The sequence below is a fragment of the Janthinobacterium salmonicoloratum genome (assembly GCF_051380845.1).
GTDB lineage: Bacteria > Pseudomonadota > Gammaproteobacteria > Burkholderiales > Burkholderiaceae_D > Janthinobacterium > Janthinobacterium lividum_F.
The window spans coordinates 316,770-334,140 of sequence record NZ_JBNYXV010000002.1 but is presented as its reverse complement, the minus strand read 5'-3'; the positions used below and the strand labels follow the sequence as shown (position 1 = coordinate 334,140).

General features: G+C 64.7%; 8 protein-coding genes. 3 read left to right on the top strand and 5 right to left on the bottom strand.

Annotated elements, in window-relative coordinates:
• Nucleotides 1-64 precede the first annotated feature (64 nt).
• The 3 genes from ACQ4WY_RS14670 to ACQ4WY_RS14660 all read right to left on the bottom strand — a co-directional run bounded on the left by ACQ4WY_RS14670 (nt 65) and on the right by ACQ4WY_RS14660 (nt 4,273).
• Nucleotides 65-1,876: a DUF885 domain-containing protein gene (locus tag ACQ4WY_RS14670; protein ID WP_436504714.1), complete on the bottom strand. Its 1,812-nt coding sequence runs from the start codon at nt 1,874-1,876 to the stop codon at nt 65-67.
• A gap of 136 nt (nt 1,877-2,012) precedes the next feature.
• The gene (locus ACQ4WY_RS14665; RefSeq protein ID WP_436504713.1) at nt 2,013-3,110 is read right to left on the bottom strand and encodes a M48 family metallopeptidase; all 1,098 of its coding nucleotides are present in this window, start codon (nt 3,108-3,110) and stop codon (nt 2,013-2,015) included.
• The gene (locus ACQ4WY_RS14660; protein WP_436504712.1) at nt 3,107-4,273 is read right to left on the bottom strand and encodes an HPP family protein; all 1,167 of its coding nucleotides are present in this window, start codon (nt 4,271-4,273) and stop codon (nt 3,107-3,109) included. Before ACQ4WY_RS14660 ends, ACQ4WY_RS14665 begins: the two co-directional genes overlap by 4 nt.
• A 318-nt stretch (nt 4,274-4,591) precedes the next feature.
• On the opposite strand from ACQ4WY_RS14660, the gene ACQ4WY_RS14655 reads away from it, so the two are divergent.
• Complete coding sequence (locus tag ACQ4WY_RS14655; protein WP_353659179.1) at nt 4,592-5,104, top strand: thioredoxin family protein; 513 nt, start codon at nt 4,592-4,594, stop codon at nt 5,102-5,104.
• A gap of 252 nt (nt 5,105-5,356) precedes the next feature.
• On the opposite strand, the gene ACQ4WY_RS14650 is transcribed toward ACQ4WY_RS14655, so the two are convergent.
• The gene (locus ACQ4WY_RS14650) at nt 5,357-5,854 is read right to left on the bottom strand and encodes an Lrp/AsnC family transcriptional regulator (RefSeq protein ID WP_353659178.1); all 498 of its coding nucleotides are present in this window, start codon (nt 5,852-5,854) and stop codon (nt 5,357-5,359) included.
• A gap of 168 nt (nt 5,855-6,022) precedes the next feature.
• Between ACQ4WY_RS14650 and ACQ4WY_RS14645 the strand changes: the two genes are divergently transcribed.
• Nucleotides 6,023-8,050 (top strand): aminotransferase class V-fold PLP-dependent enzyme, encoded by a 2,028-nt coding sequence (locus ACQ4WY_RS14645; RefSeq protein WP_436504711.1) that lies wholly within the window; start codon nt 6,023-6,025, stop codon nt 8,048-8,050.
• Between the two features lie 406 nt (nt 8,051-8,456).
• The gene (locus tag ACQ4WY_RS14640) at nt 8,457-17,084 is read left to right on the top strand and encodes a glycoside hydrolase family 94 protein (protein ID WP_436504992.1); all 8,628 of its coding nucleotides are present in this window, start codon (nt 8,457-8,459) and stop codon (nt 17,082-17,084) included.
• Here the strand turns inward: ACQ4WY_RS14640 and ACQ4WY_RS14635 are convergent.
• On the bottom strand, nt 17,081-17,299 hold the full coding sequence (locus tag ACQ4WY_RS14635; protein WP_436504710.1) for a hypothetical protein: 219 nt from the start codon (nt 17,297-17,299) through the stop codon (nt 17,081-17,083). The genes ACQ4WY_RS14640 and ACQ4WY_RS14635 overlap by 4 nt on opposite strands.
• Between the last annotated feature and the right edge of the window lie 72 nt (nt 17,300-17,371).

The window sequence follows — 17,371 nt, the reverse complement described above, 5'->3', positions numbered from 1 at the left end:
CGATCAGGCGAAAAAAACGGCAGCACCATCGAGGAGCTGCCGTTTTGCTTTCAGGCGCCGCGTCTTACTTCTGCTGCGCGATCCACCGGTCGACCTTGGCTTCCAGCAGTTTCAGCGGCAGGGTGCCGTCGCTGAGCACGACTTCGTGGAACTTCGGCAGGCTGAACTTGTCGCCCAAGGCTTGCTGCGCGCGCTGGCGCAGTTCGACAATCTTCAGCGAACCGATCTTGTAGCCCAACGCCTGGCCCGGCCATGCCATATAGCGTTCCGTTTCGCTTTTCGCCACGGCGTCATAGCCGAGGGTGTCGCGCATGTACTTGATCGTCTGCTCGCGCGTCCAGCCCTTGGTGTGCAAGCCCGTGTCGACCACCAGGCGCACGGCGCGCAGCATCTCGTCGTTCAAGTGGCCGAAATACTGGGCCGGATCGTCGAACAGGCCCATTTCCTTGCCCAGGGTTTCCGCATACAGCGCCCAGCCTTCCGTGAAGGCATTGTTGCCGCCGAAACGGCGGAAGTTCGGCAAGTCCATCTCTTGCACCAGCGCCAGGTGGAAATGGTGGCCAGGCTTGCCTTCGTGCAGGAACAAGGTGGTCATGCCCGTGTCGCCATACAGTTTCGGATCCGTGACGACGGACCAGAACACGCCGGGGCGCGAACCGTCGGCGGCCGGCGCCGTGTAGTGGTCGGCGGCCGTGTCGCGGCTCAGTTCAGGTTCCAGGCGCAAGTCCAGCGGCGCCTTCGGCACCAGGGTGAACAGGGCGGGTAATTTGCTGTCCAGCAGCACGTTCAGCTTGCGATAGACGTCGAGCACTTCCTGCTCCGTCTTGAACGGGCGGTATTTCGCCTGTTCCGAGACCCACACGGGCAAGCCGGCGGCCGGACCGTTGTAGCCCATCTTCGGACCCACGATCGCGTACTGTTCCTGGATGCGCGCCACTTCTTTCAAGCCGATGGCGTGGATCTGCTCCGGTTTCAAGTCCGTGGTGGTGCTGCTGGCCACGCGCGCCTGGTACCAGGCTGCGCCATCGGGCAGGGCGCTCCAGCCGCTGCTCGTGCGGCCGGCCGGCAGGTAATCGCGTTCCATGAAGGTGGACAGGCGCTGCAGCGCGGGCATCAGCTTGGCCTGGATGATGACGGTGTAGGTTTGCGTCAGGCGCGCCTTGTCCGCGTCGGAAAAGCTGGCCGGCAAGTTCTTGATGGGCGTGTAATAGACGCTGTCCTGCGGCGTGGCGCTGACGAGTTTCTTGAATTGCGGCAGGGCCGATTCCGTCAGCGCCTTCGGCAGCACGATGCCCTTTTGCATGCCGACTTTCATGTTGGCGATGGCCTGGTCTATCCAGCCGGGCAACTGGCCGATACGGCTCAGGTAAGCGTCATACTCCTTGACCGTGGTCAAAGGCTGCGATGCCTCGCCGCCCGCATAATTGGCCAGGGTGACGGGCATGCTGTCCATCTGGTTCAAGGGCAGCAAGTATTCGGGAAAGCGCTCGAAGCTCAGCGCCGTGGCCAGTTCATAGTCGAGGATATCGTAGTTGATCTGGTCCTGGTGTGACAGCTGCGCGCGGGCAATGGCGCGCAAGGTCTTCTGGTACTGGCGGTACAGGGCGAACTGTTTCGCGCGCGCGCCGGGCACGATGGCTGAACCGAGCTGGTCGTCAAAACGGTTGTCGCCGCTCTCGGTGGCGTTGATCGGCTCGAAACGGGCCAGCGCATCGTAATATTTGTCGGCCAGCACTTGCAGCTGCTGCTTCGCTTGTGGCGCACTGACGGCCACGGTTTTGGCTGCGGACTGGGCCGCTTGCGTCATGGGCGCATGGGCGAGCAACAGGGAGATGGCCAGGGTGCCGAGGGTGCCGGCGGCAAAACGATGCTTCATGCGCGATGTCCTTTGTAAGGAGAGGAATGAACGGAGGCGTAACGAGGTCGGGGTGGCCGCTCGCGAAGGAACAGCCGGGGCGTAAGCATACGCCATTGCCCAGTGCGTTTGGACAAATTGTGCGGCAGGAATGTTGCTATTTGTCCGCTGGCGCGACAACGGCTTTCATCGCCGGCCAGTGCTGGCTGGTCAATGGGACGCAGGCAGGGCAGGGGGTGGCGGCGATCCGGCTGCGGATTTGTTGCGCGCGCGCCGCCGTCTGCGGGTGCGAGGAAATCCATCCCGGTACGTTGGCCTTGTCCTTGTCATCGAGCTTTTGAAAAAAGCGCAGCATGCCATCGGGACGGATCTGCGCGCGCTGCAAGGCGAGCAAACCCAGACGGTCTGCCTCCTCTTCCATGTCGCGGCTGAAATACAGTGTGCCCGCCTGGTGCGCCAGCATCGCGGCCACGGCGCTGATGTCGCCGATGGTCACGCCCACCAGAGCGCCCCAGCCCAGGCTGCTGATCATTTGCCGCAGCGAATGGCGCTGCTCCACATGTTGCACTTCATGCGCCAGCACGCCGGCCAGCTCTTCCGGATCCCCCGCCTGGCGCAGCAAGCCCGTATGCACGACGATGATGCCGCCCGGCATGGCAAACGCGTTGACCGAGTCGTCCTGCTTGACCAGCCAGCGGTACTGGTAGCGCGAACCGGCCGTCAGCTTGCGGCCGATGTCCTGCACCGTTTGCTGCGCCACGCCGTGCTCGCTGATGCCGCCCTGCGCGCGCACTTGCGACAGGGCCAGTTCGCCCAGCTGTTTTTCCGTCGACAAGGGGATCCATCCCGCCAGCGCGCCGATGACGTTGCTGCCCTGCCACCACAGCAGGGCGGCAGCGACGAAGGCCGCGCCCGTCAAGCCGGCCAGCCAGCCCGACACTTGCCGCCGGTTGCGCTGGCGCTCGCCCCACAGGCGCTGCAGTTGCGGCTGCAGCGCCGCCGGCGCTTCGCGCAAGACGATGGCGATGTCGCCAGCTGTCAGCGGCTTGAGCGACGCTTGCCGTCCTTGTTCGTCGAGCCAGTTCAGGAACAGTTCGGGGCCGTCGACACCACCCACGCTGACGACCAGCTGCGCCAGCTCGACATGATGGCCGGGCGTATCGATGGCCAACTGCGTGCCGAAAAAATGCGCGTTGACGGCGGTGCCAGCCGGGCCGCCCTCGGGGCCGGTCAGCAGTGCCTGGAATGGCGTCATGCGGCCGCCTCTGCAAAGCGGCTTTCGTACAGGGCCGCCATCAGATCGGACTGGCTGATGATGCCAGCGAGGCGCTCTTCATCGTCGAGGATGGGAATATGGTGATAGCCGGCGTCGGCCATCAGGGGTACGAGGTCGATGATGGGCGTGCCCAGGCGGGCCGTGTGCGGCGACGGCGTCATCAACTGGCCCACCACTTCCGGCTTGTCGCTGTGGGACAGGCCGCTGCGCTGCAGCAGGCCGCGCAGGCGCTGGCGCATGCCCTGATAATCGTCGAGGCCGCCATGGCGCAGAAAATCCGTCTGCGTGATGATGCCGATGACGCGGCGCGCCCGGTTCAGTACGGGCAGGGCGCCCACCTGGTGCTCGCGCATGGTGCGCCAGGCAACATCGAGCGGCGTGCCGAATTCCACGCTGAGCACGTCCTTCGACATGATGTCGGCGCAGGTGACGACGCCGAAGCGACGCTGGTAGGCGCGCATTTCCGTTTGCAGGAAGATGGCTTGCAAATCGTCGCGGCTGATGTCGAGCACTTCGCTGTGCTGGCGCAGCACGGCGTCCAGGTCATCCGGCGAAAAGCCCAGGCGGTTGCTGGGCACGTCATCCTTGGTGGCGTGCGGATGCGGCGCGACCAGTTGCTGGATGTGCGGGTAGCGGCGCCCTGTCAGGTTGTTGTACAGCACGGCGCAGGCGACCAGCACGGCGGAATTGAACAGCACGGTGATGAAGACGAATTCAAAGCCGGCCGCATGCACGCTGGCGCCGCCGACGACCGTGGTCAGGGCGACGGCGCCGCCCGGCGGATGCAGGCAGCGCAGGGCAAACATGGCGCCGATGGCCAGGCAGGCGGCCAGCGCCGCCACGCCCACGCTGGGCCCCAGCCATTTCACGCAAGCCATGCCCACCATGCCGGAGACGACGTTGCCGCCCACCACGGACCACGGTTGCGCCAGCGGGCTGGCCGGCAGGCAGAACAGCAGCACGGCCGAGGCGCCCATGGGCGCGATCAGGTAGACGCTGGCGCTGTCGGGGGCCAGCAGGAAATGGCAGATCAGGCCCGTCAGCAGCAAGCCGCAGATGGCGCCCGCGCAGGCGCGTAATTGTTCGCGGCGGCTGCCGTTGTTCGGTTGCGGCAGCCAGCGTGCCAGAAAAGAAGTCGTCATGGGGGAGGGCGCGTTCGGGCCGCGTTGCTCTGTGTGAGCCCCATATTATCCCATGCGTTCCATTTCGCTGCCTGTGGGCATTAATCCTCGGCGCAGACGGCTTGCAAGCCGTGCCGCGCTAGCAGCCTCCTGGCGGCGGTAATGAGGAAAGGGTATCTGTCATGCTCATGCGGCTTCTACCTGGTGGCGCTTATACGTTTTTCGCATAAGCACAGTGCAATTAAATGGTGGATATTTCCTACAAGCAGGCATATTCTAGACAATCACGCCCGCTGGCAGTTGTTCAGCTGGCCTCACGATTTCTCTCAGGAGCCCCACATGCGCCTTTCCCTTTGCGTTTCCCTTTTCCTTGCCAGCCTGCTGCTTGCCGGCACCGCCGTTGCCGCCGCCCCCACACCGGCCAACCCGGTCGCTACGCCGCATTTGCCATACAACGCGGCGGCCGACGCCAAGGCCGACGTGGCCCGCGCGCTGGCCGAGGCCAAGGCGGCGCACGTGCCTGTCTTGCTGATCTTTGGCGCCAACTGGTGCGAGGATTGCCGCGCGCTCGACAAGGCCTTGAAGGAAGGCAAAAACGCGGAATTGATGCAACAGCAGTTCAAGGTCGTCAAGGTTGACGTGGGTAACTTCGACCATAACCTCGATGTGGCGCAAGCCTATGGCAATCCGCTCAAGAAAGGCATCCCTGCCGCCGTGCTGGTCTCGAGCGACAACAATCAGGTGCTGTACGCCACCAAGGGCGGCGAACTGGCGAATGCGCGCCGCATGAGCGAGAGCGGCATTTATGATTTCTTCAAGCAAGCGGCGAGCGTGAAAGCGCCGGCGATTTAATTTCCTTCCAACGCCCCTTAAAACTCTTCCCGCGCATCTCTGGCCCGTGCTTTCGGGCGGGATGGCGTGGGCAGCATGGGCTTGTGCGCCGCCGCATGAGCTGTTTCTTCCAGCTTGCTGCCCGCTTTTACCTTGCGGGCCGAGTCGCTGATCAAATCCCTGATTTCCTCGATAGCCGCCGCCGAGCGCTACGCCGGCTTGTTGCTTGTCCAGCCTGCGGATCAGGCCCGCATCGCTCGGGTGGAAAAATGTTCAGGCAGGCAAGCCGTGGGCGATTAATGCCAGCGGCAATTCCGTACTGCACTTGATCTGCTCCATGGAAAATGCGGATGACACGCCCGTCAGCTGGACTGCCTTGATGAGTTTTTTATAAAAGGTGTCATAGCCCTTGATGTCGGTGGTCACGACTTTCAACAGGTAGTCGATATCGCCGCTCATGCGGTGAAATTCCTGTACCTCGGGCAAGACGATGACGGCGGCGGCGAAGCGGCGCAGCCATTTTTCATCGTGCTGGCCCGTGCGCACGCTGACGAAGACGGTCACGGGCAAGCCCACTTTTTGCCGGTTGACGATGGCCACGCGGCTCTCGATATAGCCCTCTTCCTCCAGGCGCTTGACCCTCTTCCAGCACGGTGTGCTGGACAGGCCGATCTTCTCGCTGAGGGCGGCGATCGACAAGGTGCCGTCCTGCTGCAGGGCGGCCAGGATGGCGCAGTCGAATTTGTCGAGGGCGACGTTTGGTGAATTCATTTTATTATTCCTGTTTTTATGGCATGAACATGCTGCATAGTACCGTAGTTGCAGTGTCTTTTGGCATATCTTCACGGGGGCCGGCCGCTAGACTATCCATATGTTCCAGCCACCTAAGCTGTGTCCTTTTTAGCTGCGCCCTTTTTATAGAATACTCAGACTGCCATCATGAAAGAAATCTACCTCGACAGCAATGCCACCACTTGCGTGCTGCCCGCCGCCGTTGCCGCCGCCCGGCAAGCGATGGAGCAGGGCTATGGCAATCCCAGCAGCACCCATGCCACGGGATTGCAGGCCAAGGCCATGATGGATGGCGTGCGCCAGCGCGCCAGCCGTCTGTTGGGCGTGGGCGATGGCCGACTGATGTTCAATAGCGGCGCCACCGAAGGCATCCAGACGGCCGTGCTATCGGCCCTGTGTGCGCTGCGCGAGCGGCGCGATGCGGGCAAGCGCATCGGCAGCCTGCTGCTGTATGGCGCGACCGAGCACAAGGCCGTGCCGGAAAGTCTGGCGCACTGGAACCGTTTATTGGGCCTGAACCTGGAAGTGCGCAAACTGCCTGTCGATGCGCAGGGGTGCCACGATCTGCAGGCACTCGATGCGCTGATCGGTGACGCGGCCATGCTGTGCACGATGGCGGCGAATAATGAAACCGGTGTCGTCAGCGACTTGTCCGCCATCGCGCAACTGCTGCAGGAACGCGGTGCCGATGCGTATTGGATGGTCGATTGCGTGCAGGCGCTGGGCAAGCTGAAGCTGAACCTGGCCGCTACGCGCATCGATTACGCGCCATTTTCCGGCCACAAGCTGTATGCGCCCAAGGGCATCGGCATGCTGTATGTGCGCGCCGGCGCGCCATTTACGCCCCTGATGATGGGCGGTGGCCAGGAAGCGGGCCTGCGTTCCGGCACGGAAAACATGGCCGGCATCGCCGCCCTGGGCGCCGTGCTGGCCGCGCTGGACGATGGCAAGACCTTCCGTAGCCACGCCGATCTGGCCGCTTTCCGCGAGCAGCTGGTGGCCAGCCTGGAACACGCTTTCCCCGGCATCGTTTTCAATATGCCGTTCGACTTGTCCTTGCCGACGACGCTCAATTTTTCCGTGCCGGGCCTGTCGTCGAAGGAATTGCTCGACCTGTTCGACGCGGCGCGCGTGCGCGTCAGCTCGGGCAGCGCCTGTTCCGCCGCCAAAGCTCTCCCCAGCTATGTGCTCGAAGCGATGCACGTGCCGCAATGGCGCGCCAGCTCGGCCATCCGTCTGTCGTTCGGCCCCCTGATCGATGCGGCGACCATTGCCGCTGCCTGCGCGCGCATCGAGCGTTGCGGCGAGGCCTTGCGCAGCAGTTGCTTGCTGCCGTCGGCGCTGGCGCCATCGCCGCAGGACGGCGTGATCCAGCTGAGCGTCGATGGCCAGTGCACCTGGTTGCTCAGCGACGCTGCCAGCGCCGGTTGCGTCGTCATCGATCCTGTCGCCGCGCTCGTGCCGCGCCTGGCCGCCTTCATCCGCTGCCAGCACCTGGCCTTGCGCGCCATCGTGCACACGGCGCCGCCAGCCGACCATGGCGTGGCGCGCCTGGCATTGCTGCGGGAACTCGCTATCGAACAGGTGGGCCGCGTCGATATCGACGGTGAGCTGGCACTGGGCCAGCAGCGCCTGCGACGCGTCGAGTGTGGCGCAATCCATGTGTATCTGCTGGGACAGCGCTTCGCCTTCATCGGCACCTTGACGCCCGAGGCGCTGACGCCCTTGCTGGATGCGGCGCTGGTGACGCAAGACACCGTGCTGTGCGCCGCAGGTGACGACGGCAGCATCTGCAGCACCGTGCGCACCGCACGCGAAGGCACAGCCCCTGCGAGCGAACTGCAGCTCGATGCGGCCGCTTTGCCCACCTTCCTGCGCCAGCATCCGGACGCCATCCTCGTCGACGTGCGCGAAGCGTATGAACACGCGGCTTGCGCCGGCACGGTATTCGAAGGCTGTGAAGTGCGTAGCGTACCGCTGAGCCGCCTGGCGGGACAGGTGGCCGCGTGGTTGCAGCAGCCGCAGCGCCCGCTGGTCTTTTTCTGCCGCAGTGGCAACCGCAGCGCGCGCGCCGCTGCCTGTCTGCGCCGCCTCGGCCACGGCGCGGCATGGCAACTCAACGGCGGCATGGCGATGGCGGATGCGACGCGCCACACGCTGGCCATCGCTGCCTGAGCGGCTTGAAATTCCTCCTTGAAATATTGCACCGTGCCATCATCGGCACGGTGCCCATAGCGCATTTTCTTCCGTTCATTTCCTGACGGCATTTTTCTGCCATTCAACGCCTTGATTTCTTTGCCGATACGTCCCTAAAGCACGCTGTATGTACGCTAGCGCACGGTCTTGCGTACAGGGCGCACCTACGATGAAGTTCAGAAAATCTCCCTATATCCTGAGATTCGTCGCAACGCTCCGGCGCTTCGCTTTCCGTCTTCGCCAGTGTCCGATCGTGTTCTTCCAGACTGGGCCAGCGTGACGGTGGCCGCTGGTTGCCTGCGTGCACCTAGCGAGGCCCAAGTTGAAAGAGTACACAGCAGTTGTCACGCAGCAGATCAAGGAACAGATTTCCAAAGTCAAAGAAATCTTCCGCGACCATTCCCTTGCACCGGACACCTTCGACGCCGCGCGCGACGATGCCTTGCCCCTGCGTTCCGAATTATTCAGCGCCATGCAGATGGCCGCCCACGGCAAGCACGTGGCCGCCGGCCATGCGGTAGGGCGGCATCACGGCCGCGACCGCCTGCTGGCGCGCCTGGCCGACAATGCGGCCCTGATCACGGCCACCGTCAACGAATTGACGGCCACGGTGAAAAGCGGGCGCCAGGTCACGCCCGCTTCGGAATGGCTGCTCGATAATTTTTATCTGATCGAAGAGCAGATCCGTACCACGCGGCGCCATTTGCCGAAGAACTACAGCAAGGAGCTGCCACGGTTGAGCTCCGGCGTGGATGCGGGTTGCCCGCGCGTGTATAAAATTGCGCTGGAAATCATCTCGCATGGCGATGGCCGCGTCGACCTGGAAAACCTGTGCCACTTCGTCGAGGCTTACCAGGATGTGGCCACCTTGACCCTGGGCGAACTGTGGGCCGTGCCCATCATGCTGCGCCTGGCCCTGATCGAGAACCTGCGCCGCGTCGCCGCGCGCGTGGCCGACGACCGCATGCAGCGCGACCTGGCCAATACCTGGGCCGACCAGATGACGGACATCGCCGAGCGCAATCCCAGCGGCTTGATACTGCTGGTGGCCGACATGGCGCGCTCGAATCCGCCTCTGACCAGCGCCTTCGTGGCCGAACTGTCGCGCCGCCTGCAGGGACAAAGTTCGTCGCTGACCCTGGCGCTGTCGTGGCTGATGCACAAGCTGGCCGAATCGGGCCTCACCATCGAGCAGCAGATCCAGTCCGAGATCGGGCAGCAGGCGGCCGACCAGGTATCGATTGCCAACAGCATCGGCAGCCTGCGTTTTCTGGGCACCATGGATTGGCAGGAATTCGTCGAGACCATGAGCGTGGTCGAGCAAACTTTGCGCCTGGATCCGGCCCGTACCTATGGCTTGATGGATTTCGCTACGCGCGACAGCTACCGCCACGCCATCGAACGCATCGCCAAGCGCAGCGCGCGCAGCGAAGTGGACGTGGCCGAGATGGTGGTGCAACTGGCGCATACGCACGGCAACGGCAATGACGCGCGTCGTGGCCACATCGGCTTTTACCTGGTGGGACGCGGCGTGCTGGTGCTGGAAAAGCAGGCAGGCGCGAAGTTGCCCTTCATTGAGGCGCTGCAGCATACGGCGCGCGCCGCGCCACTGGCCGTCTACTTGGGCGCCATTTCGTTCCTGACCCTGGCGACGAGCGCACTGCTGCTCGAGCGCGCCGTGCGCCATGGCGTGCAAGGCTGGCCCCTGGCGGCGTTGGGTGCGCTGGCGCTGCTGGGCAGCAGTCAGCTGGCCGTGGCCGTGGTGAACTGGCTGGCGACCCTGATGACGTCGCCGCACCCGCTGCCGCGCATGGATTACCAGACCGGCATTCCGTCAGATGCGCGCGGCATCGTCGTGGTACCGACCCTGATCTACAGCGAGGATAACGTGGCGGCCCTGTGCGAGGCGCTGGAAGTGCGTTATCTCGCCAACCGCGATCCGAACCTGCGCTTTTGCCTGCTGACGGACTTTGTCGACGCGGAGGCGCAAACCCTGCCAGGCGACGAAGCCTTGCTGCGCCAGGCGCAGGAGACCATTCGCAGCTTGAATGACAAGTACCGCGTGGAGGGCGTCGCGGTCAAGGAAAACGGCGACCCGGCCGACCCTGAAGAGCTGGGCCAGGTGGGGCCGTTCCTGCTGCTGCACCGTCCGCGCCTGTGGAATTCGCAGCAAAATGCGTGGATGGGGCAGGAGCGCAAGCGCGGCAAATTGTCCGACCTGCACGCGTTTTTGCGCGGTGGCGCGCGCGACAAATTCTCGCTGGTGGAAGGCGAGCTGCGCGGCTTGCGCACGATCAAATACGTGATCACGCTCGACACGGATACGCAGCTGCCGCGCGACGCGGCGCGCGAATTCATCGCCACCATGATGCATCCGCTGAACCGCCCCGTGCTGGACGCGGCCGGCACGCGCGTGGTGGCCGGTTACGGCATTTTGCAGCCGCGTGTGGCCGTGGCGCTGCCCAGCGCGAATGCCTCGCGCTACGAGCTGCTGTGCGGCGGCGAGCCGGGCATCGATCCCTACACGCGCACCGTGTCGGACCTGTACCAGGACGTGTTTTATGAAGGCTCCTTCATCGGCAAAGGCATCTACGACCTCGACATGTTCGAGCGCGTTCTGGGCCAGCGGCTGCCCGACAATAAAATCCTCAGCCACGATTTGCTCGAAGGCTGCTACCTGCGCGCCGGCCTGCTCAGCGACTCGCAACTGTACGAGGAATACCCGGCCCGCTACGACGCCGACGTGAGCCGCCGCCAGCGCTGGACCCGCGGCGACTGGCAACTGATCGGCTGGCTGCTGGGCAGGGTGCCTGGCCGCGCCGGCAAGCGCGAACGCAATCCCCTGTCGATGCTGTCGCGCTGGAAGCTGTTCGACAACCTGCGCCGCAGCGTCGTGGCGCCGGCCACCACCTTGTCGCTGCTGCTGGTATGGGGCTTTTTGCCGCACGTGGCCTTCTGGAGCGCGGCCGTGCTGGCCATCATCTTCCTGCCGCCCGTCTTTTCGGCGCTGTACGATTTGCTGCGCAAGCCACGCGACACCCTGTGGCGCCAGCACCTGGCCGCCTTCGAGCGGCGCTGCGGCGTGCAGTTTTCGCACGCCATGCTGACCCTTGTCTTCCTGCCGTATGAAGCGTGGATCAGCCTGGACGCCATCACGCGCACCCTGTGGCGCCTGGGCGTGTCGCACAAGCATTTGCTCGACTGGCGGGCCTCGAACCTGCACAGTTCTTCCGGCTCGCAGGCGGATAGCTGGCGCGCCATGTGGTGCTCGCCCGCGCTGGCGCTGGCCACCTTCGGCGCCTTGCTGACCTGGCGTCCCGCAGCGTTGCCGGCGGCCGCCGTGGTGCTGTTGCTGTGGCTAGCCGCTCCCGCCATCGCCTGGTGGATCAGCCGCCCCATCGAGCGGGCCGTGGCGCGCCTGTCGGCCGAGCAGGGACGTTTTTTGCATGGCGTGGCGCGCAAGACCTGGGCGTATTTCGATACCTTCGTCGGGCCGGACGACCACTGGCTGCCGCCCGATAACATGCAGGAGCATCCGAACCTGGTAGTGGCGCACCGCACCTCGCCGACGAATATCGGCCTGGCGCTGCTGGCCAACCTGACGGCCTACGATTTCGGCTACCTCACCCTTGGCCAACTGATCGAGCGCAGCCGCGCCACCCTGCACAGCATGGGCGAGCTGGAACGTTTCCAGGGCCACTTCTATAACTGGTACGACACGCAGACCCTGAAGGCGCTGCAACCGATGTACATCTCGACGGTCGATAGCGGCAACCTGGCCGGCCATCTGCTGACCTTGCAGCCGGGACTGGTGGAACTGTATGACGCCCCGATCATCGGTGCGCAGGTGGTGCAGGGCATCCGCACGACGGCGCAAGTGCTGCAGGAGTTCATCGCCGCCGAAGGCGAAGGCAAGGCCACGCGCGACAGCATGGGCCTGCTGCAGGTGCAGGCCGCGCCCGCCAGCCTGGCCGAATGGCATGCCTACCTGAGCGCCGCGAATGGCGCGGCCGACGCGCTACTGTCGCTGAGCATGCAAAGCGAGGCTGGCGAACTGTCCATGTGGGCGGGCGCGCTGGCGCGCCAGTGCCGCGCGGCGCTGGCCGAGTTGCTGCAACTGGCGCCATGGGCGGCGCAGGCGGGCGTCGATGCGGCGTGGCTGCGCGTGCCGACCCTGCGCGAACTGGCCAACCTGGAAGCGCCGGAAGATACGCCGCCGGAGCTGGCCGCCTTGCTGGCGCAGGGCCGCGAACAGGCAGGCCGCCACATGCGCGACATCGCCCACGCGGCGGGCCAGGCGCGCGATTTCGCGCAGGTCGAATACGGCTTCCTGTACAACCCATCCACAAAACTGCTGGCCATCGGCTACAACGTCAGCGAACGGCGCCTCGACCCCAGCTACTACGATTTGCTGGCCTCCGAAGTGCGCCTGGCCAGCTTCATCGCCATCGCTCAGGGCCAGCTGCCGCAGGAGCACTGGTTCGCCCTGGGCCGCCAGCTGTGCATGGTGGCTGGCCAGCCTGTGCTGCTGTCGTGGAGCGGCTCGATGTTCGAGTACCTGATGCCGCTGCTGGTGATGCCGAACTACCCGAACACCCTGCTCGACCAGACCTACCACTCCGTCATCGAGGCGCAGATCGACTATGGCCGCCAGCGCGACGTGCCATGGGGGATTTCCGAGTCCGGCTACAACACGGTCGACGCCAGCCTGAATTACCAGTACCGCGCCTTTGGTGTGCCGGGACTGGGCTTGAAGCGGGGCCTGGCCGACGACTTGGTGGTGGCGCCGTATGCCAGCATGATGGGCTTGATGGTGCAGCCGGAAGCGTCGTGCCAGAACCTGCAGCGCATGCAGGCGGCCGGCTATATGGGCCGTTACGGCTTTTTTGAGGCCATCGATTTCACCACCGCGCGGCTGCCGCGCGGGCAGACCAGCGCCATCATCCGCTCCTTCATGGTGCACCACCAGGGCATGGGCTTTTTGGCCCTCAGCTATCTGCTGCACGACCGCCCGATGCAGCGCCGTTTCGAGTCCGATCCGCTGCTGCAATCGGCCTTGCTGGTGCTGCAGGAACGTACGCCGCAGGCAGGCGCGTTTTACTCAAATACGGCCGAACTGGCGGTGCTGCGCAGCGGCGCGTCCGAGCAGGCCATGCCGATGCGCATCCTCACGCAAGCCAACAGCGCCGTACCGGAAACGCAGTTGCTGTCGAATGGCCGCTACCACGTCATGGTGAGCAATGCGGGCGGCAGCTACAGCCGCTGGAAAGACCTGTCCGTGACGCGCTGGCGCGAAGACAGCACGCGCGATAACTGGGGCAATTTCTGCTATTTGCGCGACCTCGAGGACGGTGCCGTCTGGTCCACCATGTACCAGCCGACGTTGGTCGAGCCGAAGAAATACGAAGTGATCTTTTCGGAAGGGCGGGCCGAGTTCCGCCGTGCCGACCATGGCCTGGACTTGTATACGGAAATCGTCGTCTCGCCCGAAGACGATATTGAAATTCGCCGTACGCGCATCAGCAATAATTCGAACCGCCAGCGGCGCATCGAAATCACCAGTTTTGCCGAGGTGGTGATGGCGCCGGCGGCGGCCGATGCGGCCCACCCCGCCTTCAGCAAGCTGTTCGTGCAGACGGAAATCCTCGCACATGAAAATGCGATCTTATGTACGCGGCGGCCCCGCTCGAAGGAAGAGCAGATGCCGTGGCTGCTGCATGTGATGACGGTGCACGACATCGAGCGCCACGAAGTATCGTTCGAGACGGATCGCGCGCGCTTCATCGGCCGCGGCAACACGGCGCAGCTGCCGCAGGCGCTGCAGGACAGCGGGCCGCTCAGTGGCGGCCACGGTTCCGTGCTCGACCCCATCGTGGCCATCCGCTACGTCATCACGCTGGAACCCGATCAGGCCGTGACGGTCGATAGCGTCACCGGCATGGTGGAGCAGCGCGAGGCGGCGCTGCACCTGATCGACAAATACCAGGACCGCCATCTGGCCGACCGCGTGTTCGAACTGGCCTGGACGCACAGCCAGGTGGTGCTGCGCCAGCTCAATGCCAGCGAAGCCGATGCGCAGCTGTATGCGCGCCTCGCCAATGCCGTGATCTATCCGAATGCGGCCCTGCGCGCGGACGCCAGCATCCTGATCAAGAACCAGCGCGGCCAGTCCGGCCTGTGGGCGTATGCCATCTCGGGCGACCTGCCCATCGTGCTGCTGCAGATACGGGACGCGGCCAATATCGAGCTGGCGCGCCAGATGGTGCAGGCGCACGCCTACTGGCGCCTGAAGGGGCTGGTGGTAGACCTGGTGATCTGGTACGAAGACCAGTCGGGCTACCGTCAGCTGCTGCACGACCAGATCATGGGGCTGATCGCCTCGGGCATCGATGCGCAGGCGATCGATCGCCCGGGCGGCATTTTCGTGCGTCTGGCCGAGCAGATCGCCAACGAAGACCGCATCTTGCTGCAATCGGTGGCGCGCGCCATCATCAGCGACTTGCGCGGCACCCTGGCCGAGCAGGTCAAGCGTCCGCCCAGCCCCGTGCTGCGCATGCCGCCGCTGCTGCAGGACCCGGCCCGCGACTATGGCGGCGTGCCGCACAGGGCGCCAAAGCGCGAGCTGATCCTGGAAAACGGCCTCGGTGGTTTCACGCCCGATGGCCGCGAATATGTGATCACCACGGGAGAAGGCAAGCAGACGCCGGCGCCCTGGTCGAACGTGCTGGCCAATGCGCAATTTGGTACGGTGGTGTCGGAAGCCGGCCAGGCGTATACGTGGAGCGAGAATGCGCATGAATTCCGCCTCACGCCATGGCAGAACGACCCTGTGTCCGACCTGTCCGGCGAAGCGTTTTATGTGCGCGACGAGCAAACCGGCCAGTTCTGGTCGCCCTCGTCCCTGCCCGCGCGCGGCAACGGCGACTACGTGACGCGCCATGGCTTCGGTTACAGCATTTTTGAACACAGCGAGGGCGGCATCGCCACGGAACTGTGTACCTATGTGGCGCTCGATGCGGCTGTCAAATACTCCGTCATCAAGGTACGCAACGACAGCGGCGTGCCGCGCCGCCTGTCCGTCACCGGCTACGTGGAATGGGTGATGGCCGACCTGCGCGCCAAGTCCGGCATGCACGTGGCCACCGAGGTCGATACGATCAGCGGCGCGCTGTTTGCGCGCAATAACTACAACACGGAGTTTTCGGGCCGGGTCGGCTTCTTCAATACGGACGCCAGCATCCGTTCGATTACCTGCGACCGCAATGAATTCATCGGCCGCAACGGCAGCCTTGCGCAGCCAGCCGCCTTGCGCCGCGTGCGCCTGTCCGGCAAGGCCGGCACGGGGCTGGACCAGTGTGCCGCCATCCAGGTGCCGTTCGAGCTGCAGCCGGGACAGGAGCGCGAAATCGTCTTCCTGCTTGGCGTGGGCGGGCGCCGCAATGCCGACGCCAGCACCATGGTGCAGCGCCATGCGGGCAAGGAAGCGGCCCGCAGTGCACTCGATGCCGTGCGCGCACACTGGGAAACCACCCTGGGCGCCGTGCGCATCGAGACGCCAGACCCGTCGCTCGATGTGATCGCCAATGGCTGGTTGATGTACCAGACCATCGCCTGCCGTTTGTGGGCGCGCAGCGGCTACTACCAGTCGGGCGGCGCTTACGGTTTCCGCGACCAGCTGCAAGACGCGATGGCGATGATCCACACGGCGCCGCAGCTGCTGCGCGATCACTTGCTGCTGTGCGCGGCGCACCAGTTTGTCGAAGGCGACGTGCAGCACTGGTGGCATCCGCCATCGGACCGGGGCGTGCGCACGCATTGCTCCGATGATTACCTGTGGCTGCCGCTGGCCGCCTGCCGCTATGTGATCGCCACGGGCGACATCAATGTGCTGTCGGAAGTGGCGCCCTTCATCGAGGGACGGGCCGTCAAGCCGGAAGAAGATTCCTACTATGACTTGCCCGTGCGTTCAGGCGAGTCGGCTGACATGTACGAACACTGCGTGCGCGCCATCCGCCATGGTCTGCGCCGGGGCGTGCACGGCTTGCCGCTGATGGGTTCCTGCGACTGGAATGACGGCATGGACAAGGTGGGCGAACACGGCAAGGGCGAGAGCGTCTGGCTGGCCTTCTTCCTGTACGAGGTGCTGCAGCGCTTCGCCGAGGTGGCCATGCTGCGCGGCGACGCGACGTTTGCCCAGTTCTGCCGCGACGAAGCGGTGAAGCTGGCGGCCAGCGTCGAGGAACATGCATGGGATGGCGAGTGGTACCGGCGCGCCTACTTCGACGACGGCACGCCCTTGGGTTCGCACACGAACGAGGAATGCCAGATCGATTCGATTTCGCAAAGCTGGGGTGTGCTGTCGGGCGCGGCCAACAAGGAGCGCGTCGCCGGCGCCATGCGCCAGGTCGATGCGCGCCTGGTGCGGCGCGATTCAGGCGTGATCCAGCTGCTCGATCCGCCGTTCGACAAAGCCGACCTCAATCCCGGCTACATCCGCGGCTATGTGCCAGGCGTGCGCGAGAACGGCGGCCAGTACACGCATGCGGCCATCTGGACGGCGATGGCGTTTGCCCACATGGGCGACGGCGAAAAGGCGTGGGAATTGCTGCGCATGATCAATCCCGTGCGCCATGGCGTCGACGCGCAGGCGGTGGCGCGCTACAAAGTGGAACCGTACGTGGTGACGGCCGACGTGTATGCCGTGGCGCCGCACGTGGGGCGCGGCGGCTGGAGCTGGTACACGGGATCGTCGGGCTGGCTGTACCGCCTGATCGTCGAATCCCTGCTCGGCTTGACGCGCGAAGCGAACGTGCTGCGCGTGGCGCCGACCATGCCGGTCGAATGGGACAGCTTCAAGCTGCAGTACCGCTTCGGCGCCAGCAGCTATGCCATCACGGTGGAGCGGGCGCAGGGTCGGCCTGCGGGGCTGTCGCTCGATGGCGTGGCACAGGGCGGCAACAGCATCGCCCTGCGCGACGAGGGCCGAGAGTATGCGGTGCTACTGCTGGTCTAGTCTTGCCACCCACGTACCTGCCACGTATCGTGTTCGGGCCGGCGCCGGCCAAGCAGCAGGATCAGGCCGGCGCCCAGCAGCAACACGTCGCGTGTGCGTACTTCTGGCGCGGACTGCGTTGCCGTCTGATGGTTCGCGGGTGCCGCCATGGCGGCCGGGAGCTGGCTTGCGCAGGCCGCCAGGCACAGTGCCGCCACCTTTCCATTCAAATGCATACATTCCTCAAGAAAGCGCGCTGACCGTTCGGGATCGGCGCGCCGGTATTCATGTCGCCGACATTGTAATTA